This is a genomic window from Chitinophaga sp. CCNWYY40 (assembly GCF_037483205.1).
Classification (GTDB): Bacteria; Bacteroidota; Bacteroidia; order Chitinophagales; family Chitinophagaceae; genus Chitinophaga; species Chitinophaga ginsengisegetis.
On the sequence record NZ_JBBHLF010000001.1, the window covers coordinates 1297425 to 1321543 of the forward strand.

A 24119-nucleotide genomic window follows, 5' to 3' on the forward strand; every position below is an offset into this window, starting at 1 on the left:
GAAATGTAACGGGGACGGCCATCTGGCAGGGTCCCCGTTATATTAATCCGTTCTTTTATTGCGGGAAACCAGGCCGGGTTTACGATATATTTATTATAATTGCAGGACTGGTCTATACGCATATGGTTAATTACAGCAATTATTCCGATCCTGATCTGGTCTTATTACTTAAGGAAGGAGACCGGAATGCCTTTGCCGAAATTTATCACAGGTATAAACTTATACTGCACCACCACGCCTGGAACAAAACCCGAAACGATGTGGAGGCGCAGGACGTGATCCAGGAGATTTTCTCTAATCTCTGGGTAAAAAGAGAAGCCATACAAATTGAGAGCAACTTATCCGGTTACCTGTACAGCAGCGTAAGGAATCATATCCTTAACCTGTTTGCGAGAAAGCAACTCCAGCAAAAATATATTGACTCTATCAGGGATTATTCCCAAAACGGGACTGCTATTACTGATCATAAAGTACGCGAGTCTATGCTGGTGGAGGTGATCGAGAAAGAAATTGCAGCACTTCCGCCAAGAGTAAGGGAAGTGTTTGAGTTAAGCCGGAAACAGCACCTGAGCCACAAACAGATCGCTGAAATCATGGGCACTACCGAGCAAACCGTGAAGAAACAAATGTCTAATGCCTTAAAACATCTCCGTAAAAAAATAGGTTTCCTCCCTTACCTTTACCTGCTCTGGATGCTGAAGCACTAGTGGCTGACGGCCTGCCTGAAAATATTTTTTACCTGCCTATACCACTTATAGTCTGCTAACCTGTCTTATGATATATAAAGCACTTTTTAAAAGCTAATCGTAAGAAATTGGACAACAGCATTGTAAAAGTATCACACCTGTCTCACAGATACAGCCGGGACTGGGCCATCCGGGATATTAATCTTGAAATCAGCCAGCTGGGCGTACTCGGCCTACTTGGCTCCAATGGCGCCGGCAAATCCACTACTATGAACATCCTGTGCGGGGTATTGAGTCAAACTGAAGGTACGGTTCAGATAGACGGCATCGATATCAGGAAACATCCGGAAGAAGCTAAAATGAGAATAGGCTTCCTTCCTCAGAACGCCCCGCTGCACCTTGATTTAACCGTTGGTGAATACTTAACGTATTGCGCTTACCTCCGCAACATAGATCGAAGGCAGGTAAAGACCGCTGTAGCCTCGGCTATGGACAAATGCGGCGTTGCCCATTTCCGCACCCGGCTTATTAAGAACCTCAGCGGCGGCTACCGGCAGCGGGTAGGGATCGCACAAAGCATTATACACCGGCCCAAACTGGTAGTGCTGGATGAACCCACAAACGGGCTGGATCCTAACCAGATCCTTGAAGTACGCAAGCTGATCAAAGAGATTGCCGCTGAAAGGGCTGTTATTTTTTCGTCTCATATTTTATCTGAAGTGCAGGCCACCTGTGATGATGTACGCATGATTGAAGGAGGAAGAATGGTATTTGCAGATACGATGAAGGCTTTCAATAATTACATTTTGCCTAACTCCCTGCGCGTTTATATGCACAATCCGCCGTCAATGGAAAGGATGGCGGCCATACCCGGGATAACCGCCGTGGAACCCTTAAATGACGGTGGTTTCCGGATGCATTTCGATACAACTTCCCTGGTGTCTTCTACCATCATTCAACTGGCCGTTGATGATAACTGGCAGCTTACCGAAATTATGCTGGAGAAAAGCAGCCTGGACGAAATTTTTGCACAGTTATCAAATAAAACTTCCTGAACCTGTTATGATTAAAATATTTAAAATCGCTAAGCTGGAACTTAGCATACTTTTTTATTCCCCGGTTGCCTGGCTGGTGCTGGTGATTTTTATGGTACAATCCGGGATGGGATTTTTTGGAATGCTGGGCAGCTTTCAGGAATTGTTTATGATGGGAGAGAAAGCGGATAATTTAACACAGCTCCTCTTTCCCGCTACCAACGGGCTGTTCGACAAAGTGCTGCAAAATCTTTATTTATATATCCCGTTGCTTACGATGGGACTGATAAGCCGTGAAATCAGCAGCGGGTCCATCAAGTTATTACTCTCGTCCCCGGTAAAGATCAGCGAAATCATTTTGGGTAAATACCTGGCCATGATCTATTATGCGCTGATGCTGATGGCTATCCTGGGTATTTACTGCCTGATTGGTGTGTGGGTGATTAAAGATGCTGATACCGGTTTGATAGGCGCAGGGTTATTGTCTTTATTCCTGTTAACGGCCACCTATGCGGCTATCGGTCTGTTCATGTCGAGTCTTACGGGTTACCAGGTGGTTGCCGCCATCAGCACCCTTGCTGTGTTTGCGGCCCTGAAGTATATTGGAACGGTTGGTCAGAGTATTGATTTTGTAAGAGATCTTACTTATTTCCTGTCGTTATCAGGACGAACAGAAAGTATGTTGAACGGATTGATCACCTCTCGTGATGTCATTTATTACCTGCTGATTATTTTACTTTTCCTGGGCCTCACCATTTTGCGGTTTAAAGCCAGCCGTGAGTCCAAACCCTTTGCCATACAGGCTGGCAGGTATGTGGCGCTCATGGCATTTGTGTTGCTGGCAGGATATTTAAGTGCAAGACCTGCTGCTATCCTGTACCGGGATGTTACCGCGCAAAAATCGCAAACGCTGACACCGGCCAGTCAGGCTGTTGCCAAACAAATTGAAGGCCCCCTGGTGATCACTACTTATGTAAATCTCCTGGACCAGCATGTATACGCGGGGTTGCCGGTGTCACGAAATACGGACCTGTCGCGCTTTGAGGATTTCCGCAGGTTTATACCCGGTATCAAAATGAACTATGTGTATTATTATGATGCTACTGATCTTGCCAATAATCCTAATATGATTTACCAGGGAAATATTACCGGTTTGAATACCAGGCAGGTGGCCGAAAAAGTAGCGGATAATCTTGAAGTGGATCTTGACAAATTTTTAACTCCTGATCAGATTCATCAGATCATCGACCTGGCGCCGGAGGAAAATACTTTTGTCCGCCAGCTCAGCTACCAGGGCCATACGAGCTTTCTCCGGCTGTATAATGAACAGAACCAGTTCCCGGAGGAAGCGGAGATTACCGCCGCTATAAAAAAGCTGGTTGTGCCACATCAGAAAATAGTTTTTATAGAGGGAGATGATGAACGTAGTATCCGTGTAAAAGGAGACAGGAGTTATGATTTGTTCAGTAGCGCCCGGAAAACGAGGAAGTCGCTGATCAACCAGGGCTTTGATGTGGTGGGCGTGAACCTGGATGCGGCAGATGTGCCTCCCGGCACAACCCTGCTGATACTGGCAGATCCGGCCAAACCATTCAGCAGCCAGGCTGCGGCCAGGATACGCGGTTATGTAGATGCAGGAGGCGATATGCTGATTACAGCAGAACCTTCGCATCGTGAGGTGATCAATCCTTTTTTGAGCCGGTTTGGTGTTCAGCTATCACCGGGGATGATGGTGAACCCCGATAAAAATGCGCCTGCAGATCTTATCCAGGGCCGCATTGCTGCGGAAAATAACGAATACCTGGATCAGCTGATGTACATGAATGCCACGGTGGCTATGCCTTCTGCGGCTATGCTGGAGCTAACGGGGAGCGACTTCACCGCCGACACGGTGCTGCAAAGCAGCGCCCTGGGCTGGAATAAGAAGAATGGGTTTGATCCTTCCTCGTCTTCGGTATCCTATCAGCCTGAACAGGGCGATCAGAAAGGGAGCAAACCGTTAATCGTTCTGCTCAAACGTAAAGTGGCCGGCAAAGAGCAAAAGATCTTTATCAGCGGGGACGCTGATTTTATGAGTGATCATGCTATTCCGCAAGCCTATAATTTCTCATTTATTAGTGGCATCTTTAGATGGTTCAGCAATGGCCTGTTTCCTGTAAGGGTAAGTCGCCCGGCGCCGCAGGATGATGCCATTTTAACCAGCAGAAAGGAATTGTCGGCTTACCGGTCAGCTGTGCTATGGGGAGTGCCGGCATTGATGATAGCGGGTGCTGCGGGGCTTTTGATCAGCAGAAAAAGAAAATAAAAAAAGATATACCTCCTGTGGGGATGTTGATTGTCTTACATAATATACGCAAGTTATGAGCGAACTAACCGAACAACAAATCCGGACCATGCTGGAGCATTACAGGCTTGGAAAAGCCACCCCGGAGGAATTGGCGTTGTTGGAATCATGGTACTTAACCTATCAGGAGGAAGGCGCTGCGGCGCCTGATATGATAGCGCGGCTTGCCTCCGTTGACCAGGTATGGGAACGGCTGGAAAATGAATACCGGCCTGTGAAACGCCTGTCCGGCCGGCGGCGCAACCTGGTGGCTGCGGCGGCTGTTGCTGCATTAGTGATTGGTATCGGCGCTTATTTTCTTTACCGGCCTGCGCAATCACCGGCAATTTCTGTTGGCCAGCTGGCGGAGAGTAAAAAAGACATCCCCCCGGGCACCAACAAAGCAACCTTATCTATCGCCGGCAGTGGCATGATGGTGCTGGATTCTTCCAGAACGGGTATTGCGGTGAACGGCGACGATTTGAGGTATGATGATAATACAAAGATAGATGCTGCTTTAAGTGAAAGTATCCGGATGCTGACCCTGCAAACACCCAAAGGAGGCACCTACCGGCTGATATTGCCCGATAGCTCCATCGTTTGGCTCAATGCTGCTTCGCGTTTGGTGTTTCCTTCCAGCTTCAGGGGGCAACAGCAACGGGAGGTGGAGCTGCAGGGAGAAGGATACTTTGAGGTGGCAAAAAATAAGGCACAACCCTTTATCGTAAAAAGCCGCGGACAAAAAGTAGAAGTGCTGGGAACACATTTCAATATCAACAGCTATGCCGATGAAGCGCTTACCAAAACAACCCTGCTGGAAGGCAGTATACGTATCGGTAACATAGTGCTGAAGCCCGGAGAGCAGGCGCAACGAAGCGATGCAGGGATTAAAACCATCCAGGTAGATACAGAGGAGGCCATCGGCTGGAAAAACAATTATATCGTTTTCCAGGATGAAAAGATCCAGTCGATCATGCGCAAAATAAGCCGCTGGTATGATATGGAAGTGGTGTATGAAGGAGAGCTGCCAACAGATGATTTTGGCGGAAGGGTAAGCAGCCGTGCCTATGTTTCACAGGTATTAAGAAAACTGGAACTGACCAATAAGGTACATTTTAAAATTGTGGGAAGAAAAATTATCGTCACCAAGTAATAAACCGCTGCGGGGATGAAAAAATAGCCAGATGTGGTTGCACACAACTGGCTGGCGCCTGGCAGTATTGTCAATAAAATTCCTGATTGTATCAACTATCAACCAAACACGACAAATGTATAAAAATTATGCGATGAAATCCGGTATGCATCATCTGCATGCCCGTAAACTCCGGCTGCCTATGCGATTGACGTCATGCTTACTGTTTATTATGCTCTTTAGTGCATCGGCCAGCTTTGCGCAACAGATATCACTCAGGGAAAAAGAAGTAGCTCTCCGGGTGATCATTGCAAAAATTCAGCAGCAGAGCAATTATGATTTTGTGTATACTACCCAGCTATTGAAAAATACGGGTAAAGTAAGTATCAACATACAGGCTGCTGATATCAGAACGGTATTGGATCTTGTATTAAAAGACCAGCCGCTGTCCTACACCATTGATGACAACACTATCATACTGAGAGAAAAGCCGGTAGCCACTCCGGCTCAGGCCATCAATTTTGTGGATGTAACCGGGTTCGTTTCCAATAGCCAGGGTGTGGGTCTTCCCGGGGCAACCATCCGGCTTACAGGTACGCAGGTATCCGTGGCAACGGACCAGGGTGGGCTTTACAAAATACTAAGGGTACCCGATGATGGCCGCCTGATATTTTCTTACATCGGTTACCAGTCCGATACCATTGCTGTAAAAGGCAGAACAGCCATCAATGTGCTGTTAAAACAATCTTCCATTGAAATGAAAGGCGTGGCCATCGTTTCAACAGGTTTGCAGGAGCTGCCCAGGGAGCGGGCCACCGGATCTTTTGAAGTTATTTCCAAAGAACAGCTGCAACACAGTAATGATCCAAACCTGATCCGGCGCCTGGAAGGGATTACCACGTCGCTTGATTTCCGTAACGACCTTCGTCCCATCAATTCAGCCTCACCCAATGCGAGGCAATCTCCACTGGCTAACCTCACCATTCGTGGTAAAAATACCCTGAATGATGCAGTAAGCGCAGACCTGAACGGCAACTACAGCGGCCAGGTACTGGTGGTGATCGATGGTATTGCCAGCCCGTATTCTATCGACCGGGTAAACCCTAATGATGTGGAGAGCGTAACCATCCTGAAAGATGCCGCCGCTGCCTCTATCTGGGGCTCCCGTGCAGCCAACGGCGTTATTGTTATTAAAACGAAGCGCGGGTCGTACAACCGCGCACCGCGGGTTAGCTTCAACAGCAACATTAATATCACAGAAAAGGTAGACCTGTTCTACAATAAAACGATGAGCGTTTCTGATTATATAGATGCGCAGGTGGCTTATTTTGAACAGCAGAACAGGCCATTGCCTGACCTGAGTATCTCCCACTTATATGGCCAGGAAATAAAATCACCCGTAGCAGAGATTGTGGATGCCTGGAAGTTTAAACACACACTCACCGATGCGCAGGCAAATGCACAACTGGATGCTTTAAGAAAGAATGATATCAGGAAGGACTATGATAAATATTTTCTGCGCAATGCCGTTACCCAAAGTTATTCCTTAGCAGTGGACGGTGGCGCTGAACGCTTTAACTACCGCTTATCCGGCGGATGGGACAAGACGATCAACAATACAAAAAATTCTGACTACGACCGGATCGCACTCGGTTATTCCATGTCCGTTAAACCTCTCAAAAAACTCGAACTACAAGGGAATATTTCTTATAATGTTCAGAACTACCATGAACAAGCCCCACAGAACAGGATAACAGGAGCCACTGACGCTACCTTTTATCCCTACTCACGCTTAGCCGATGACCAGGGCAATTACCTGGAACTGGCCAAAATTTACCGCCAGGGTTTTGCCGCCGCAGTGGAAAAGGAGTATGGCGATAAGTTTTTAAGCTATCGCTATGTGCCGCTTAACGATATCAATGAAGGATACAACAAGCTGAAATCGCAGAACCTGAACCTGGGCATCAACGCCAATTACAGGATAGCAAACGGTCTTACCGCACAGCTCACCTATAATTATAACACCGGCAGAAATAATGATAATACCCTCTATCGCCAAAACTCATTTTATATGAGGAATATGATCAATTATTTCACCACTTCACCGGCCTCCGTAGACCCGAGGACGCTGGAACCGGTGGAGCCCTATAACCGCCAGCTGCCTTTAGGCGGCCAATACACCATCCTGCAAACAACTTCCAGTAACCATACCTTCAGGGGACAGTTAAATTTTGACCATACCTGGAAAGAAAAACACCAGTTGTCGGCCATTGCAGGTTTCGATATGGCCCAGTCCTACAGTCTTGCCGGCACCAACGGTTACTACGGCTATGATGAAGGCACTTTATACACCAATAATAAGCTGGATTTTAAAACCATGATACCGATCGCTTTTGCAGAAGACTTCAGCGGGTATAATGGTGAATATATTCCCAATCTTTCCACCGGGTTTATCGACAATAAAGTGCGTACCCTCAGTTATTACGCCAATGCAGCCTATACGTTTGATGCCAGGTATACCTTTTCAGCAAGTGTACGTAAAGATCTCTCCAGTGAGTTTGGCCGCGGTACCAATCAGAAAGGAACACCATTTTATTCTGTAGGCGGCGCCTGGAATATTCATAATGAAAGTTTTTACCACTGGGAGCTGGTGCCTTCGCTGACCCTGAGAACAACTTATGGTTATAATGGAAACGTGAACCCATTGATTATTGCAAGGCCATTGATTACCTATTCTACACTTAATGGCACCAATAATCTTCCGTATGCATATACCTCCTTTGGCACCGGCATCACCAACAGCCAGTTGCGTCCGGAGCGGACAGGCGTGCTCAATATCGGTGTAGACTTTCAGTTCAAAGGCAACAGGCTTTCCGGTAATATCCAGTACTACAGCAAAAAAACAACCGACCTGATTGCCGGTGGCGCGCTGGACCCGAGCACCGGATATACCAATATCAACTACAACACCGGCAACCTGCAGGGGCATGGCGTGGAGCTTACACTCAATTCGCTGAACGTGAGCGCAGGTTCATTCAAATGGAACAGCAACCTGTTGTTTGCCTACAACCGCGTTAAAGTAACGAAGCTGTTTGCAACGGCTACCAGTCAGGCTGGCGCCGCGGTAAGCAACAGTACTGGTTCCTATAACGAAGGCTATGATTTATCGCGGTTGTTTGGTTATCAGTGGGCAGGGCTGGACCCCAAAACCGGTGACCCGCGCGGATACCTGGATGGTAACGTAGTAACTATATCCAATTCTATCGAAGGCGACAACAATTATAAAGCTATTCAAAATGCGCCGCTGGGCACCCTGAAATATTTTGGCAGTGCCGTTCCGGTGTACTATGGTTCTTTCAGAAATACTTTTAGTTACGCTTCTTTCGCTTTATCTGCCAACCTGCTTTACAAGCTGGGTTATTACGTACGCCGGCCTTTAGCGCAGGTGATTAACTATGGCAACCTGTATTCCGGTAATAGTTTGCAGGGAGAAGAATATAACCACAGGTGGCAGCGCCCGGGCGATGAAACGGTTACCAATGTACCGTCGGCTGTTATGTCGACCGGTAACCCTAACCGGGACAATTTTTACTATTATTCGGCCATCAATGTAGTGAAAGGGGATCATATAAGATTACAGGAGATTAACCTGTCTTACACCCTGAAAGTAAAGCCCGGCAGCCGTATCAAAGATCCGAGGGTGTATACCAATATCAGTAACCTGGGTATCATCTGGCGCGCCAATGATAAAGGAGTGGACCCGGAAGTATTCGATTATCCTTTACCGCGTACCTACAGCCTGGGATTTTCAACTAACTTTTAACTGTACGAGTCATGAAAAAATATATTCTTCTTATTGTGTGTGTGCTGACTGTTACCGCTTGTGAAAAGTATGTAGACATCAAGAAAAGCGGGTCCCAGTCTTTTATCGAAACAACAAAAGATTGCCAGCTGATACTGGATAATTATGATCTGTTCAACATCAACTACCCGGTAGACGGGGAGATTGCTGCAGATGATTATTACCTGGATGCTAACCGTTATAATTCAGATGTGATCACACTGGAAGATAAAGCGCTGTATACGTGGCAGCCTAACGCTATCCGTGCTGCGTCAACACAGTGGGTAGCATCTTACAACAAGATCTATCACTGTAACCTGGTGCTGGAAGCGCTGGAGAAAATTAAGGGAACAGATCAGCCGGCAGTGATCAGCAACCTGCAGGGCAGCGCCTTATTTCTGCGTGCCTATGCTTTATGGCCGCTGGCACAAATGTATATTAAGCCCTATGGCGCCGCTACCATGCAGGAACCGGGCTTGCCTATCCATACCCGGTCAGATATCAACGATGTGCCGGGCAGGGGAACGGTCAAAGAAACATATGACGCCATTGTAAACGATCTTACCCAGGCAGCCGGTTTGCTCAGCAATACCTCCAGTATCTCTTCCCGGCCCAACAAAGCGGCCGCACTGGCCATGCTCGCCCGTGTTTATTTGTCGATGGAAGATTATCCCAACGCCTTATCCGCTGCAGATGCCGCGCTGAAGCTCAAAAGCGACCTGCTTGATTATAACACGCTCGAATTGGGCAGCTATAATCCTTTCCCGCGTTTCAATAAGGAAGTAATATTCCATGCGGTTATTGATCACCAAAACAGTGTACTCGAAGTGGGCTTTGGCGATGAAAATAAAGCGTTGATTGACCCGGTGATAATCAGCGCCTACCAAAACGATGACCTGCGGAAACAATTGCTCGTTAAGGAAAACCTGGACGTGCCCGTGCCTTCAGGTACTTATCGCTTTATTGGCAACTACGAGGGCGCAGTGGGTTCATCTGCTTTGTTTAATGGGCTTGCTGTAGATGAGTTATACCTGGTACGGGCAGAATGTTATGCCCGCGCGGGACAAACCGCCAACGCCGTAAACGACATGAATACGCTACTCGCCACCCGTTGGGTGAGCGGAACATACCCCGGTTTTACCGTGAGTAACGCAACCGATGCCCTTACTAAGATTCTTCTGGAACGTCGTAAGGAATTACTGATGCGAGGACTCAGGTGGACGGATTTGCGAAGGCTGAATAAAGACAGCCGTTTTGCAAAGAATCTTTCCCGCGTGATAAATGGAACGGTGTATACGCTGCCTGCCAATGATCCCCGTTATACGCTGCTGATACCGCAGGAAGTGATCACCAATTCTAAACTGCCGCAAAACAGCCGGTAGCCTGATACACAATAACAGCGTGCTTCACGTAAATTCATAAATTTACGATATATAGTATTTTTTTAAAAAGCTAATTTGTATTAAAGTGCTGATTTAAAGAGGAATATGTGATGGTATGCTTCTTGAATAACAGCGTGTCATTATGAACAACAGCATTTTAGGATTGCACCATATTACCGCCATTGCCGGTAGTGCACAGGAGAACTTAAATTTTTATACCCGGACCATTGGCCTGAGGTTAGTGAAGAAAACAGTCAACTTCGACGACCCCGGAACTTATCATCTTTATTACGGCGATGAAAGCGGATCTGCCGGAACGATCCTTACATTTTTCCCGTGGGAAGGAATCGGGCAGGGACGTGAAGGTGTTGGGATGGCTACTGAAATAGGGTATGCTGTTCCGGCTGGAAGCCTTGAGTTTTGGTTAGACAGATTTGCAAAGAAGCAGGTAAAGACCAGTGAAATCGCCGAACGTTTTGGAGAGCAGTTTTTTTCTTTCCGCGATCCGGATGGCTTGTCGCTAAGCCTTATTGTTCCTAAAACCGAAGATAACAGGGTGCCCTGGGAAACCGATGAGATTAAGAAAGATACAGCTACCAAAGGGTTCCACAGTACCACGCTGACGTTACGGAAAATTGACGAAACCGCGAAAGTGCTCACCGATATCCTGGGCTACCGTTTTCTTTCGCAGGAAGGCAACAGGTACCGTTTCATTACAGACGCCGTGGAAACCGCTGCTATCATAGATTTATTGGAAGTTCCGGATGGCCAGAGGGGCATAGGCGCAGCAGGAACGAACCACCACGTGGCCTTCCGCGTAAAAGATGAACAGGTGCAGATGGAAGTACGGGAGAAAGTATTAAGCAGGAACCTGCAGATTACACCAAAAATTGACAGGGATTATTTCTTCTCTTTGTATTTCCGGGAGCCGGGTGGGGTGCTTTTTGAAATCGCCACAGAGAACCCGGGTTTCACAGTGGATGAACCCTTAAATGAGCTGGGAACCCATTTGATGTTGCCTCACCAACATGCGCATCTGAGAGAGGATTTAGAAAAAGTGCTTCCAAAATTGAGTTAAAGCAAAAGTTATGCAGGAAATACTGAAAGCCGGAAAGCCCCTGGAGGCGGCAGAAAAGGTTTTGATCATGGTACATGGCCGCGGGGGCTCAGCGGAGGATATTTTATCGTTGGCGGCGGAATTAAATACAGCAGCATTTGCCCTTATTGCTCCACAGGTGAAAGGCAATAGCTGGTACCCGCAATCGTTTTTGGCGCCCAGGGCAGCTAATGAGCCGTTTCTCTCTGGTTCCCTGAGTTTTTTGGAAGATATCGTACAGGATCTTGAAGAAAAAGGTTTCTCAAAATCACAGATCTTCCTGTTGGGATTTTCGCAGGGAGCCTGTCTTACACTGGAGTTTGCCGCATCCAATGCCGCCAGATTCGGTGGCATAGTTGCTTTTACCGGTGGGCTTATAGGCGATCACGTTGACCACAACAATTATAAGGGTGATTTTGATGGTACGCCGATTTTTATTGGAAGCAGTGATCCGGATTTTCATGTACCGGTGAACCGGGTGAAAGAAAGTACTATATTGCTGGAGGGAATGGGTGCAAAAGTAACTGAAGTCATTTACAAAAATATGGGTCATACGATCAGCCGCCAGGAAATAGCGCAGGTAAACAAATTAATTTTTGGCGAATAACCGGGTGCGCTAAGGGTGCAGCTACTTATTTAAGTAGAGAGAGGTCAGTGAATGAACCAGGACATCTATAAAACTGTTATTAAAAATCCAGAAATAGAAGTTTACCATTTTATTGACCTTTAGATCTTTTTCCTATGAGTATTTTAGGTATTGTACACACCATTATCGCTGTTATTGCTTTATTATTTGCCATAGCGGCATTGATAAAAGAGGGTATTATCAATCCTTTTTCCGGCACAGGCAAAATATACAGTATACTTACTGTCATCGCCAGTGTCACATCCTTTGGGCTTTCCAAAGAAGGGGGCTTTAATCCCGGGCATGGTATCGGGATACTGATCCTTATTTTACTTGGGGTTGCCTATTTGCTGGGGCGCCAGGCGTCCAGGAAAAGGGGGTTGTTGCTGATACAGGTGCTTTGTATGACGCTTACCCTGTTCCTTTCCCTGATACCGGCGATCAACGAAACATTATTGCGTGTGCCGGTAGGGCATCCGCTATCCGACGGACCTACTTCTCCCATTGTACAAACCTGCATTAAGGTTTTGCTTGGGCTGCTGGTGGTAGGGCTGGTGTTGCAGTTTTTTAAAATAAGGCAACCGGCGAAGTAGACACAAGCTATTAAAAGAAAGAGGGACTGATTTTTTCAGTCCCTCTTTCTTTATTTATAACCGTTTATGCTAACCGTGCTTTGCCAGATCAATCATCGTACTCATCTCTTCTACAAAAGCATCGCTCCCCGCAGAAGTTCCACCAAGGGAACGAAAACGGATCATACCATTTTTATCAATCACAAACTTTGCCGGGATGCCCTGTAACTTGTATCCTGCGGCCGCTTTATTGGTTTTAGCCACCGGGTCTTTTAGATCCATCAGCAAATTAAAAGTGTATTTGTTGGTTCGCAGATAGTTGTCTGCACTCTTTACCGGATCAGCATCTGTTTCCCAGGTATGAATAAAAAGGAATACTACACTGCTGTCATCTTTAAATTTATTCACTGCGGCCTGCATGTTGGGAAAGGAGGCTTTACAGGGGCCGCACCAGGTAGCCCAAAAATCCAGGATAACTGTTTTTCCCTTGTAATCGGAGAGGGAAACCGTTTTCCCGTTTACATCCGTTACGGAAAAATTGAAGGCTGGTTCTTTGATCATTTTTTTTGCCAGGTCAGCGTTAATCTTTTCTTTCAGTGCGTCATAAAGCGCACGCTCATAGGCCACAAATCCCTGGTCACTTCCTTTTACCGTGATATAGGCGTTTCTAAACTGCGCCTTTACTTCCTGCGAAGCCCTTCCGTTTTTGATGCTTTCCTCCATTAAGGGGAAGGCTTCGGTAAACTCCCGGTTGGCTACCAATAAATTTAAATAGGTGTCATTGAACGTCCTGTCTTTTTTATCGTCCTGCGCATACACCTGGCGGGCATATTTCAAGCCATCTTTATACTTTTTATTGGCATACAGGATAGCCGCGTATTGCCTCGCGTAAGTATAGTAATCAGCCGACTTTTCGGCGGATCTCCGCATTTCATCGCCAATAGATTTTTTGATCAGGGTTTCTGCCAGCACGTACTCTTTCCGTGCATAGGTTTCCCTTGCCGCATAGGAGAATGCTTTGGTTTTATAAGCAGTGTCCCGGATCTGGTTCAGGTATTGCATCACTTTCCCGGGATTGTTTCTGAAAGAAACCGCTACGTAATATTTAGCCGCATCGAAAAAGAAATGTCCTTTAAGCGTTGGGTTTGATCCAAACCGGGACACAAAAAGCTTATACTTTTTTTCATTCTCAGCCCCGTTGGTTTCATTATAGATCTCTCCCAAAGCTTCATCAAAAGCGGCAAAGCCGTTAGGGAATTTCCGGATAGAAAGCCGTGCGATGGAATCTCTCTTATTTTGATTGCGTGTAGTATTGTAATAAGAAACCAATAAATTCAGATCTTCTTCTACATCGCTTTTAGAAAGTGCTTCCAGTTTCTTTCCCAGCTCGACGGAATCTTTCTGGTTTAACAGTTCCGTGAGTTTAGGATCAACGGAGCCACGGTTCTGCGAAAATGCAGCCGTGGTGATCAGCAATAAGAAACATATTTTCAGATACTTCATTTTCTACGAATTAAATTAATGATCTGTTTTTTTGACTTCCGTAGAATCAGCCTTCTTCAGCAGTTCAGCCGCTTTCTCTTTGTTCCCTGCTTTTACATACAGCTCCGCCATTTTTTTGTAAGTGGCCGGAAAGTCCATACTCCACGGGTAAAGATTGAGCTGCGACTGATAACAGTCGGCTGCCAGTATATACAGAGATGCCGGCAGGTTGTCTTTTCCTGTGACCGCGTCTGTAACAGTTGAAAATCGAGGATAGTCATTGTGTTTGAGCCATTCCTTTCCAAATTCCACCGCCTTTTCAGGGTTTGTTTTAGTCAAAGCATAAAAAGTATAATGGCCGGTATAAGGATAGTATTTGAGTTCCGGGTTTTTGGCAAGAATTGAATCAATTCTTTTTAAGGCGCCAATAGGATTTCCCGGGTTCCCCATGAGAGGATTCATAATTGGTACAAGGTTGTTGTCGATGACTGACAGCCGTTGCCATTCCTTTCTTTTTTCGGCGGCGTCTTTAATATCCCAGGTGCCTGAAATGATCTGGGGCAGCACTTTGTCCAGATTTTTGGGTGGGCCGGCCCAGGCAATCCTTCCTTGCTGGTCCACCACAAATGAATAGGGGATTCCCCGCTCGCCGTACGCTTTCATCCAGTTCTCCGCCATCAGGGTACCCTGTTCGGTGGCTACGTTGTAGTCCATCTTTTCCCCCATCCCGGCAACAAATTTTTCTATGACAGGCAAAGTGGTTTCTTTGCGTTCATGGATGCTTACGCCCAGCACGGTCACTTCTTTTTTATATTTCTCTGCCAGCTCCGACAGATGGGGCATCCCGGCGATACAGGGTTGGCACCAGGTAGCCCAGAATTCAACCACATATACTTTGTTCTTTTCAAAGGCGGTTATCTTATCTCCCTTTAGCCAGTTGGAAATGTACAGGGGAGGGGCGGGCTCTCCAAGCATTTTAACTTTCGTATCACTTTGCTGTGCCTGTACTCCTATGGTGCAGCAAATGATTGCTGTCAGCAAACGTAGTTGCCTGTTTATTTTTGTTAGCATGCCTGTCGGATTAGTTGTAACCTTGATTTTGAGTAAGATTTTTATTGTATAAAATCTGATTGGCCGGTACCGGGAACAACACAGCGGTGGACTTCCAGGTTGGTTTTTGCGGACCAAGAACAGCGTCAGCCCTGCCCGTTCTTCTTAAATCGAACAGGCGGTGGCCCAGTTCAGCAAACAGTTCATGCGCCCGTTCTTTTTCAATTGCCAGCAGCATGGTGCTTTGGGTGTTGGCTGTTGTACCGGTAAGACCTGCACGGGTTCTTACTATATTCAGATCTTCTGCTGCACTACCTGCCCCGGTTACTTTACCGAGTTGCGCCCTGGCTTCTGCCCGGATCAGGTATTGTTCTGCCAAACGAAGCAGTACATTAAATTCATTTCCGGCAGTGGCGTCACGTAGCTTGTACTTATAAGGATAGTAATAGGTAATATTACCTATCGGAAGTGGTTTAAGCCACTTAGCCATGCGCTGATCGTCAGATTCAAAGCTGGCAGCCAGTGTTGGATAAATCACATAGTTAGGCGTGGTGCCTGACGGAACAAAATTACGGCCGAAAATAGAGTAGCCGTAAAAAGTAAAACGTTGCCAGATCACTTCGTTGCTGGTATTCAGGAAAGCACTGTCCAGGCTTTCCAGTTTATAAGCGCTGTTATTGATCACCGTTGTTGCCTGCGCCTCCGCATTTGCGTAATCTTTGATGTATAAATACACCCGTGAAAGAAGCGCAGTGGCGGCGGCTTTGTTGGCCCTGGCCCGTTGTGCGGACGGATATGCATCTGCCAGGTTGTTTTGCGCGATTTTCAGGTCGCTGATGATCATCTCATATATTTCTGCCTGTGGCGCCCTGGGCAATGTTAAATTCACGCTATTTGCAGTGCTGGTTACCTTTGGTACATCTCCATATAAATTAGTGAGATAGAAATAAGTGAAGGCGCGCATAAAATACGTTTCACCAAGCAATTGCTGCTTCACCGCAGGAGATACACCAGTAGAGCTGTTGAGTCCTTCAATAGCTGAATTAGCCGCAAAAATAACCGCATAGGCGTAGTTCCAGGTATTGTTTACATATCCGCTGGAGGTAGAGATGGTATTGGTTTTAAACTCGTCCAGGTAAGTAGCGGAACTCAGGTAGATATCATCCGCCGCTGCGCCGCCGAGGGCGGTGGCAGCACCCAGTAAAGAGTTTTCCGTGCTTCCGCTGGCGGGCAGCAGGTTACCGTTGGCGTACAGGCCCAGAACAGAACTCAGCGCTGTTGCATCATTGAGGAAAGCTTTATCAGCGCTCACCTGGTCAATCGGTACATCTACCTCAATAAATTTTTTACAGGAAGCGGTGGAGAGCAACACTCCCGGTATTACAACCAGGCAGATCTTATGTATGGAAAGTAATTTCATGTTGATGTCAGGTTTAGTGTTAGAAAGAAGCATTCAAACCAAAAACAATAGTACGCAGTGCCGGCATTCCTGGTCCCCCTTGACCAGCTCCCATTTCAGGATCAAATACATTTTTGTATTTCGATATCGTAAAAACATTTTGTGCCTGGGCATATACTCTCAGATTAGCCAGTTTTGCAGCCGTAATCCAACGTTTTGGGAAATTATAAGCCAGGTTCACATTCTTCAGCTTTAGCCAGGACGCATCGCCATAAAATGCGGTGGAGCTGTTATAATAGAAGCTGTAAGCATTATATGCCGGATTGCTTGAATTGGCAGTTGGTGCGCCAAACTGCGTATTGTCTTTCGGCTGTTTCCAATGGTCCAGTGTAGTGGTGTTCTGGTTGTTCATAGAGCCGAGAGATCCTGCTACGCCATTGATATATCCATTCTGATGTTTGAACTGGAAGAAGAAGCCTAATTCAAAGCGCTTATAGGTAAAATTATTACTTAAACCGCCATAGTATGGATTGCCAATAGGCGTTGGCTGCTGATCCACCAGGTAAGAGGGGATGCCATTTGGATTGGCAGTTTGATAGGTAACTATCCCGGTATTGGGATCTATCCCGTTAAAAATGTATTGCCTGCTAAACGGCACGGGATAGCCTACCATAAACTGATTGGCATAGAAGCTCAAACTGGCGAGGTTATCGAATTTGGAGATCTTTGATTTGTTGATGGTGAAATTGAATGAAGTGGACCACCTGAAATCATTTCTTTCAATGTTTTTTGTATTCAGCTCAAACTCGAGTCCCTGCGCCTGGATGGTGGCAGGGAAGTTCCCCAGATAGCTTGTAAAGCCCACTTGTCCGGGCGTTGAAATATACAACAGCTGGTTACCTACCGTATTCCGGTATGCGGCAGCAGTGAACTGTATCCTGTCTTTCAGGAAACCCAGTTCCAGTGCCAGTTCTGCTTTTTTGTTACTTTCCCATTTGATATCCGGGTTGGCGAGCCTTGACGGATTTTGTACCGTTATTCCCTGATATCCGCTGGTAGATCCGCTGGCCGTATAGGTAGACAGGTTCTGATAATTGGGGATTTGATCATTGCCTGTAACACCATAACTGCCGCGTAATTTACCAAAGCTTAAAAAGGAGAACTGATCTTTCACAAACGGCTCTTCTGAGAATACCCACGCGGCGCCTATTGCACCGAAGTTTCCAAATTCATTGTTCAGGCCAAAACGGGAGGAACCATCTCTTCTCATGGTAGCATTCAGAATATATTTACCCTGCCAGTTGTAAGTGATTCTTCCAAAAACAGAGCTGAAATTATAATTATCGTAGGCGGTTCTCGCAGAAAGCGTTCCTGCTGCCGCCATACTACCCAATAAGGCATCGTTGCTGTAGTTGTTACCGGTAGTGGTGTTGGTGATGCTGGTATTGGATTGAAAAGTGCTACCCAGTAGCGCCGTCAGTTTACCTTTTCCAAGATCTTTAATGTATTCCAGCTGGGGTTCTGCAATATAGGATCTTGCGGAAGTGGCGCCAAACACAGCATTGCTTACAGCCGCAAAGTACGACGGATTAAGTGTTGAAGATGGGAACTGCGCATTCTGGTCAAAATTAAGAGAAGTATAGCCCAGGTTTGCTTTCAGGCTCAATCCCGGAAGAATCCTGTATCTCAGGCTCATGTTGCCGATCAGGTTTGCTGTGGCCGCCTTGTATTTCTGTGCCAACAGGGCATATGGATTATACTGTATAAGCGGGGAGAAGTTGAATGCCCCGGTAGAAGTATAAGGATCATAGTTAGGAGGAAGATTATAATAACTGCTTAGATCTCTTGTTGGCAAATTGTTTTTATCATAAGAATAGGCGGCAGATATTAACGCATAAAATCTTCTGTCTTTTGAAGTATGGTCAATGTTCAGTCTTGCTGAGATCCTGTCTTCCGCAAAACTTCCGGGGAAAACAGTGCCCTCATGATGATAACCGCTACTAAAGGCAAAATGGGTATCCTCGTTGCCGCCGCTCAATGTTCCCTGTGCATCCGTGTAGCGCGCGGTGCCGCCCAGCAGGTCATCCTGCCAGTTTCTGAACTTAGTCTGGCTCCAGGTGGTTAAATCAGGGGCATTGGCCGTAGTGGGTGTTACCTTGTCATTGGCAAAGGCTTCTTTACGGAGGGCTAAATACTGTTCGCCATTCAGCATGTCTATTTTATTGCCTACTTTCCCGATGCCGGAACTCAGGTTGAGATCCAGTTTGGTTTTACCGGCTTTCCCTTTTTTAGTAGTGATCAGAATAACGCCGTTGCCTCCTCTGGCGCCGTAAATGGCCGTAGCATCTCCGTCTTTCAATACATCTATACTCTCAATATCACCGGGATTCAGGCTGTTCAGCGGGTTTACGGTACCATTGGAGCCTGTTTGGTAAACGCTTAAACTAAAATTGAAAGGAACACCATCTATCACGTACAGTGGTTCCACACCACTATTGATAGAGTACTGTCCGCGTATTTTGATGGAAGTGCCTGAACCAGGTAATCCATTGGACTGGGATACTTCAACGCCGGCCATCCTGCCTTGCAGGGCATTGATCACATTGCCAACAGGCTGGTCCTGTATGGTTTTTGAGTTCACCCTTGCGATGGAGCCGGTCAGGTCTTTACGGGTAGAGGTGCCGTAACCGATCACTACTACCTCATTCAAACTGCCTGCAAGCGGTGAAAGCACTACTCTTACAGAGGTTTGGTTTCCCAGGTCAATTTCCTGGGTTTTATAACCGATATAGCTAAAAAGAAGTGACCTGCTGCCGGTTTCCGGAATGGTGATATTAAAATGGCCATTCTGATCGGTAGCTGTACTGAGGCTGTTGTTGTTTTTTACCCGCACGGTAACACCGGGTATCGGGTCTCCGCTTTCATCCATCACAATTCCCATCACCCGGATATCCTGTGCAGTTCCGGCAGGGTTTTTCTCTGCCGGGGAAATCAGGATCTTGTTGTTTAGCTCTGTTATCCGGAAATCTTTAGCATCAAAGAGCAGGTCTAATAGCTCTCTGACAGAGCGTTTCCCGAGTGGGAGATTAAAGTCTTTAAGGCCGGCCAGATCTTTATCGCGGTATACAAACCGGAAATCAGTTTGCTGTTCTATCTTTTTAATGGCTGAAAAAACGGACTCGTTATGGAGTTCTACCATCACTTCTACCCTGGAGGTGCCCTGCCCGTTACCAGGCGTCGCCGATATCAGTTGAACCGTTGCAAAAGTGATAATAGCTGTAATCAAGCTTAAACGCATAATCTGACGAATTATGTATCGTGAGTTATTAAAAGTAGAAAGGTCAGGACAGACTTTTCCTCCCTCTGCTGGTTGTGCAGAAAATTTCATAATTTTAAATGTTTAAATGATTCTCCAAATTGTTTAACAATTTGCTCCAATTAGCGTTGAAGCAAAACAATTACAGCTCCCTGTTTAGCGACAGGGAGTTTCTATCAAATGCGCAGGTGATATAATTCTTTCCTCATCTTTTGGTTAATAATGATTAATTGCCGACTGGCAGCCTGATAATTGGTTGATTCGTAAGTTGGTTGGTTATTGATTGTTAGTTATTGCAATTTTTTCCGGAGATTATAATTTCCCCTGGCAAAGTTTTATATTCTGCATCGTTAAAGGATGTAATGACTTTAATGATTTCATCAAGACTTTCCCCTTTCAGGAAGGTGGCTGTAAAGCGGCAGTTTTTTCCCTGGTCATTTAAGAAGGTGATCCTGGTATTGAACCTTTGAGAAAGTACGGCGGCTGCTTCTTCCATCGTAATATTCTCAAAAAACAGGTCGTTTTGCTGCCATTGCACTATTTCTTTCGCCTGCACTTTAACCAGGTCGGGCTTCTTGTCGCCGGTATGAAAAACCATTTGTTCATTGGGTTCAAGGATCCCCAATACTTTATGCTCATCGGCCACGCTGACCCTGCCCCTGGTCACTGTTACGATAATCTCATCGTTGCCATTCAGCGCTTTTATGTTAAAGGCGGTGCCTAATACGGTTGTTTTCAGTTTTCCTGATTGTACAATAAACGGGCTGACCGGATTGTGCAGAATATCAAAGTAGCCTTCGCCTTTCAGCGTCACTGTTCTGGTGGGTCCGGTAAATTTTTCAGGATATTCGAGTGTACTATTGTTGTTCAGTATAACAGTGCTTCCGTCTGGTAGTATGATCTTTTTATGTTCTGATCTGGCAATGGCATTTACCACGGGGAAACGATCAGCGGTGTTTTGTTGGCCGGAATACTTTGGATAAAAGAAAGTGGTTCCGAAACAGAGCAGGATAAATGCTGCCGCCCAGCCCATCCAGGGCCGGAGCCATCGCATCCGGGAGGGCTGGTCTGATTTTATTACCTGTTCAAAAATCCGGTCGGCGGCCTGATTATCCAACACTAATGGCTCTGTGCTGTCATCCCAGGTTTCCTCCATCAAAGCCCTTATTTCATTAAGATCATTGTCCTTATGCCCTATGAATTGCATAAGTTCGGCCTCTTCAGCACTGGTGATGGTGTTGCCGGCATATTTCTTAATCAAATATTCGATTCGCTCTTTTTTCATAAAACTCTTGTTGAACAGGTTGTTCAAAGCCCTTTATAATATCTGACGAACCAAAATTGGAAAAGGAGTAGGGGGAGAAAAAAAATAATTATTTACATATCCCGAGCAGCACCAGCGAGATCAGGGGCAGGGAATTACCATCCTTAAGATGTGCTTTTAATGTTTTTACAGCTTCCCTGAGATGCACCTTTACGGTTAAAGGGGAGATATTAAGTTTTTTTGCTATATCTTTTTGTTTTAGTCCTTCTATGTAGCACATTTGATAAACGAGTTTCTGCTGTTTGGGCAGCTGATCTATTGCCATAGCCATATAAGCCCGAGAGTCTTTGAGCATGATATCCTCTTCGGTGGCATTGTCCTGGTCAGACCATTTGTGTTTACCTTCATTGATGGTTTTGTAATCCAGGGCCCGTTTTCTCAGGGCGTCTAAGGTGAGATTATTGGTAACGGTTCTGATAAATCCCCCAAAATTGCCTATTTCAGGTAAGCCATCTCTTTTTACCCAGATCTTTACAAATACTTCCTGTACAATTTCTTCAGAAAGTTCTTTTGATTTCAGGTACCTGAAGGCGTAAGTAAACACCCGGTTGCTATAGGCATCGAAAATTAGGCGAAATGCTCGTTGATCACCACCAGCTACTTTTAATAACAGCGATTTATCCTCCCCTAATTCTCTGTTTTGCATACACAAAGTTAACATATTAACCATAAATTTTCGGGGTATAAAGGGCTCATTTCCCGGTAGTGATCTTATTTCCCGTCAATTTGTTAAATTGTAGGAAGCATCACCCTTTAAATCGTCCCATGTCCGTAAAAACCACCGGTTGTTATTCCCTGTTGCTGCAGGTGTCGGTCCTGGTTACCTGCTGGCTGAGTTCCTGCAGGGAGGAGCCTGCCCGGGAAGTCCCGGATCATCCAAAACTGGTGGAGGCCATTCTCGACAGCACAAATGACCTGTTAAATGTGGGCAAAGTCCAGGAGTCCATCCATTACCTTGACTCTGCTTTTCAGCAAATTCCTGCCCCCGGGCCCATTGATCAGTGGGAGAAGTATAACCATAAGGTCAATTTCTACCTGAACTATGATTTTAACCTGAAAAAAGCCCGGTTGAATGCAGATAGCATGACTTTTATCTTAAAGGGTAATGAAGAAAGATATAAAACTGAATATGCCAATGCCATTTTCGCCAAAGGGCATGTGTTGTTGGCAGAAAGAAGATATGCAGAGGCCTTTAAATACTATTATGACGGGAGAACCTTCGCGCATCAGCACCTGGACAGCTGCAGTTATTTTGAATTTACGGGCAAGCTGGGGCTGGTCAGGTATAGTCAGGGACAATATTTAAAAGCCATTCCCTATCTGATACAGGCGCTTAGTGAAAATGCGACCTGTAAAACCGATGACAGGTTCAATAAGTACTTCTCATTCAGGCAAAGCACATTAACCGCCATTGCACTGGCGTATGAACTGGCGGGCATGCCTGATAGTGCGATTTATTATTATCAAAAAGGACTGGCATTTATTGACCAGAATGCCCATAAATATCCTGAGAGAAAAAACTTTATTGAAACCTCCCGTGGGGTGATCTACGGCAACCTTGGTGGTGTTTATGCCGAACAGCATCAGGACAAGGAAGCGGAACACTATTTAAAAGAGAGTATCACCGTTAACAGTAACCCGGATCATGATTTCCAGGATGCCCAAACGGCAAAGCTGAAGCTGGCAGGGCTTTACGTGAAGCAGAAATGCTTCAAAGAGGCAGGCGAACTGCTGGATCAGCTGGAAGCATACCTGGGCAAAGAGGGGAACAACCCGACAAATGAAAATCTTCGCCAGAGATGGTATAAAGTAAAATGGAATTATTTTGATAAAACCGGGCAGTATCAACTGGCCTATCCATTTATAAAGAAATTTCAAAGGGCGCAGGACTCTGTTAGCAAGGTCAGTGCCGGGTTAAGGGATATTGACATGGATGCTATCTTCAAAGACACGGAGCAGCAATATAAACTGGCCCTGTTAAAAAAAGATAATGAGCTGAAAACCGGCTATCTGACCGGGTTTGTGGTTTTTTCTATCATGGTGGTCGTTATCCTCGCAGGGGTATGGTATAGCCTGAGACGTTCCAAAGAGCTCAACAATAAGCTGGCTCAGAAAAATGAACAGTTGCAAATGGCGCTTGGATCGCTGGAACAAAGTCAGCAGGAAAACACCCGTATCATGAAGATCGTTGCACACGACCTGAGAAATCCAATAGCCGCCGCCGTCAGCATCGCCACGCTGCTACTTGAAAATGAAGAGTTGCAGCCAGCAGACAGGGAAATGCTTGGGCTGATGAAAACTTCCAGTCTTCATTCCCTGGACATGATAGCCGACCTGCTGAATATGAATATCACCGCAGAAGGCCTGACAAAAGAGCCTGTTGAAATACACACCCTGCTTCGTTATTGTATTGACCTGTTAAAGTTCAAATCAAGTGAGAAGAACCAAATGATCACATTGCATACCGAAGAAATAGTGATCCCTATAAACAGGGAAAAGATCTGGAGGGTGATCAGCAATATAGTTGTAAATGCAATGAAATTCAGCCCCGAAGGATCTGTAATCAATGTAGCCCTGGTCGACCAGCAGGATGCTGTTCTGATCAGCGTAGCCGATCATGGCATAGGAATACCTGAGAATTTAAGGAACAAGGTTTTCAGTATGTTTACAGATGCCAAGAGGCAGGGTACTTCGGGAGAGCAGTCTTTTGGTTTAGGACTAGCTATTTCCCGGCAGATTGTAGAAGCGCATGAAGGTAAGATCTGGTTTGAAAGTAACGCCGGTGCCGGTACCACTTTTTATGTGGAGCTACCGAAAAGAAGATAAAAAAAGCCCTACAGTGTTAATTGCAGGGCGT

The 24119-nt window shown here is 46.0% G+C and carries 16 protein-coding genes; 10 read left to right on the forward strand and 6 right to left on the reverse strand.

From position 1 onward, the window contains the following. Window positions 1-122 precede the first annotated feature (122 nt). From V7S65_RS05265 to V7S65_RS05305, 9 genes are all read left to right on the forward strand, one after another. The gene (locus V7S65_RS05265) at window positions 123-707 is read left to right on the forward strand and encodes an RNA polymerase sigma factor (RefSeq protein ID WP_111578602.1); all 585 of its coding nucleotides are present in this window, start codon (window positions 123-125) and stop codon (window positions 705-707) included. Window positions 708-814: 107 nt separating this feature from the next. Further along, window positions 815-1741, forward strand: coding sequence for an ABC transporter ATP-binding protein (locus V7S65_RS05270; protein WP_336385971.1), 927 nt, complete (start codon window positions 815-817; stop codon window positions 1739-1741). 7 nt (window positions 1742-1748) lie between these two features. Continuing rightward, on the forward strand, window positions 1749-4025 hold the full coding sequence (locus tag V7S65_RS05275; RefSeq protein WP_336385970.1) for a Gldg family protein: 2277 nt from the start codon (window positions 1749-1751) through the stop codon (window positions 4023-4025). Between the two features lie 55 nt (window positions 4026-4080). Then, complete coding sequence (locus V7S65_RS05280) at window positions 4081-5196, forward strand: FecR family protein (protein ID WP_336385969.1); 1116 nt, start codon at window positions 4081-4083, stop codon at window positions 5194-5196. 31 nt (window positions 5197-5227) lie between these two features. Continuing rightward, window positions 5228-8998, forward strand: a complete 3771-nt coding sequence (locus tag V7S65_RS05285; RefSeq protein WP_336385968.1) for a SusC/RagA family TonB-linked outer membrane protein — start codon at window positions 5228-5230, stop codon at window positions 8996-8998. 11 nt (window positions 8999-9009) lie between these two features. After that, window positions 9010-10398 carry a RagB/SusD family nutrient uptake outer membrane protein gene (locus V7S65_RS05290; protein WP_336385967.1) on the forward strand — a complete coding sequence of 463 codons (1389 nt, stop codon included), beginning with the start codon at window positions 9010-9012 and terminating at the stop codon, window positions 10396-10398. A 142-nt stretch (window positions 10399-10540) separates the two neighbouring features. Next, entirely contained in the window at window positions 10541-11476 is a 936-nt protein-coding gene (locus V7S65_RS05295; protein WP_336385966.1) for a ring-cleaving dioxygenase, read from the forward strand. Between the two features lie 10 nt (window positions 11477-11486). Beyond that, on the forward strand, window positions 11487-12101 hold the full coding sequence (locus tag V7S65_RS05300) for an alpha/beta hydrolase (RefSeq protein ID WP_336385965.1): 615 nt from the start codon (window positions 11487-11489) through the stop codon (window positions 12099-12101). A gap of 134 nt (window positions 12102-12235) precedes the next feature. Then, entirely contained in the window at window positions 12236-12712 is a 477-nt protein-coding gene (locus V7S65_RS05305; protein ID WP_079467867.1) for a hypothetical protein, read from the forward strand. A 69-nt stretch (window positions 12713-12781) separates the two neighbouring features. Here the strand turns inward: V7S65_RS05305 and V7S65_RS05310 are convergent, their stop codons facing one another. From V7S65_RS05310 to V7S65_RS05335, 6 genes are all read right to left on the reverse strand, one after another. Beyond that, window positions 12782-14194, reverse strand: coding sequence for a TlpA family protein disulfide reductase (locus V7S65_RS05310; RefSeq protein WP_336385964.1), 1413 nt, complete (start codon window positions 14192-14194; stop codon window positions 12782-12784). A gap of 15 nt (window positions 14195-14209) precedes the next feature. Continuing rightward, on the reverse strand, window positions 14210-15244 hold the full coding sequence (locus V7S65_RS05315; protein WP_336385963.1) for a TlpA disulfide reductase family protein: 1035 nt from the start codon (window positions 15242-15244) through the stop codon (window positions 14210-14212). Between the two features lie 10 nt (window positions 15245-15254). Further along, window positions 15255-16643 carry a RagB/SusD family nutrient uptake outer membrane protein gene (locus tag V7S65_RS05320; RefSeq protein ID WP_336385962.1) on the reverse strand — a complete coding sequence of 463 codons (1389 nt, stop codon included), beginning with the start codon at window positions 16641-16643 and terminating at the stop codon, window positions 15255-15257. A 19-nt stretch (window positions 16644-16662) separates the two neighbouring features. Then, window positions 16663-19920, reverse strand: a complete 3258-nt coding sequence (locus tag V7S65_RS05325) for a SusC/RagA family TonB-linked outer membrane protein (protein WP_336385961.1) — start codon at window positions 19918-19920, stop codon at window positions 16663-16665. Window positions 19921-20224: 304 nt separating this feature from the next. Continuing rightward, complete coding sequence (locus V7S65_RS05330) at window positions 20225-21223, reverse strand: FecR family protein (protein ID WP_336385960.1); 999 nt, start codon at window positions 21221-21223, stop codon at window positions 20225-20227. Between the two features lie 88 nt (window positions 21224-21311). Next, window positions 21312-21908 (reverse strand): RNA polymerase sigma factor, encoded by a 597-nt coding sequence (locus tag V7S65_RS05335; protein ID WP_336385959.1) that lies wholly within the window; start codon window positions 21906-21908, stop codon window positions 21312-21314. 119 nt (window positions 21909-22027) lie between these two features. Between V7S65_RS05335 and V7S65_RS05340 the strand changes: the two genes are divergently transcribed. After that, entirely contained in the window at window positions 22028-24088 is a 2061-nt protein-coding gene (locus tag V7S65_RS05340; protein WP_336385958.1) for a tetratricopeptide repeat-containing sensor histidine kinase, read from the forward strand. Window positions 24089-24119 lie beyond the last annotated feature (31 nt).

What these genes read in the sequence shown, in the direction of transcription:
- V7S65_RS05315 (WP_336385963.1), bottom strand. Translation starts at nt 15,244, where the DNA reads ATGCTAACAAAAATAAACAGGCAACTACGTTTGCTGACAGCAATCATT.
- V7S65_RS05335 (WP_336385959.1), bottom strand. Translation starts at nt 21,908, where the DNA reads ATGCAAAACAGAGAATTAGGGGAGGATAAATCGCTGTTATTAAAAGTA.
- V7S65_RS05285 (WP_336385968.1), top strand. Translation starts at nt 5,228, where the DNA reads ATGTGGTTGCACACAACTGGCTGGCGCCTGGCAGTATTGTCAATAAAA.
- V7S65_RS05310 (WP_336385964.1), bottom strand. Translation starts at nt 14,194, where the DNA reads ATGAAGTATCTGAAAATATGTTTCTTATTGCTGATCACCACGGCTGCA.
- V7S65_RS05340 (WP_336385958.1), top strand. Translation starts at nt 22,028, where the DNA reads ATGTCCGTAAAAACCACCGGTTGTTATTCCCTGTTGCTGCAGGTGTCG.
- V7S65_RS05305 (WP_079467867.1), top strand. Translation starts at nt 12,236, where the DNA reads ATGAGTATTTTAGGTATTGTACACACCATTATCGCTGTTATTGCTTTA.
- V7S65_RS05300 (WP_336385965.1), top strand. Translation starts at nt 11,487, where the DNA reads ATGCAGGAAATACTGAAAGCCGGAAAGCCCCTGGAGGCGGCAGAAAAG.
- V7S65_RS05330 (WP_336385960.1), bottom strand. Translation starts at nt 21,223, where the DNA reads ATGAAAAAAGAGCGAATCGAATATTTGATTAAGAAATATGCCGGCAAC.
- V7S65_RS05290 (WP_336385967.1), top strand. Translation starts at nt 9,010, where the DNA reads ATGAAAAAATATATTCTTCTTATTGTGTGTGTGCTGACTGTTACCGCT.
- V7S65_RS05280 (WP_336385969.1), top strand. Translation starts at nt 4,081, where the DNA reads ATGAGCGAACTAACCGAACAACAAATCCGGACCATGCTGGAGCATTAC.
- V7S65_RS05320 (WP_336385962.1), bottom strand. Translation starts at nt 16,643, where the DNA reads ATGAAATTACTTTCCATACATAAGATCTGCCTGGTTGTAATACCGGGA.
- V7S65_RS05265 (WP_111578602.1), top strand. Translation starts at nt 123, where the DNA reads ATGGTTAATTACAGCAATTATTCCGATCCTGATCTGGTCTTATTACTT.
- V7S65_RS05325 (WP_336385961.1), bottom strand. Translation starts at nt 19,920, where the DNA reads ATGCGTTTAAGCTTGATTACAGCTATTATCACTTTTGCAACGGTTCAA.
- V7S65_RS05275 (WP_336385970.1), top strand. Translation starts at nt 1,749, where the DNA reads ATGATTAAAATATTTAAAATCGCTAAGCTGGAACTTAGCATACTTTTT.
- V7S65_RS05295 (WP_336385966.1), top strand. Translation starts at nt 10,541, where the DNA reads ATGAACAACAGCATTTTAGGATTGCACCATATTACCGCCATTGCCGGT.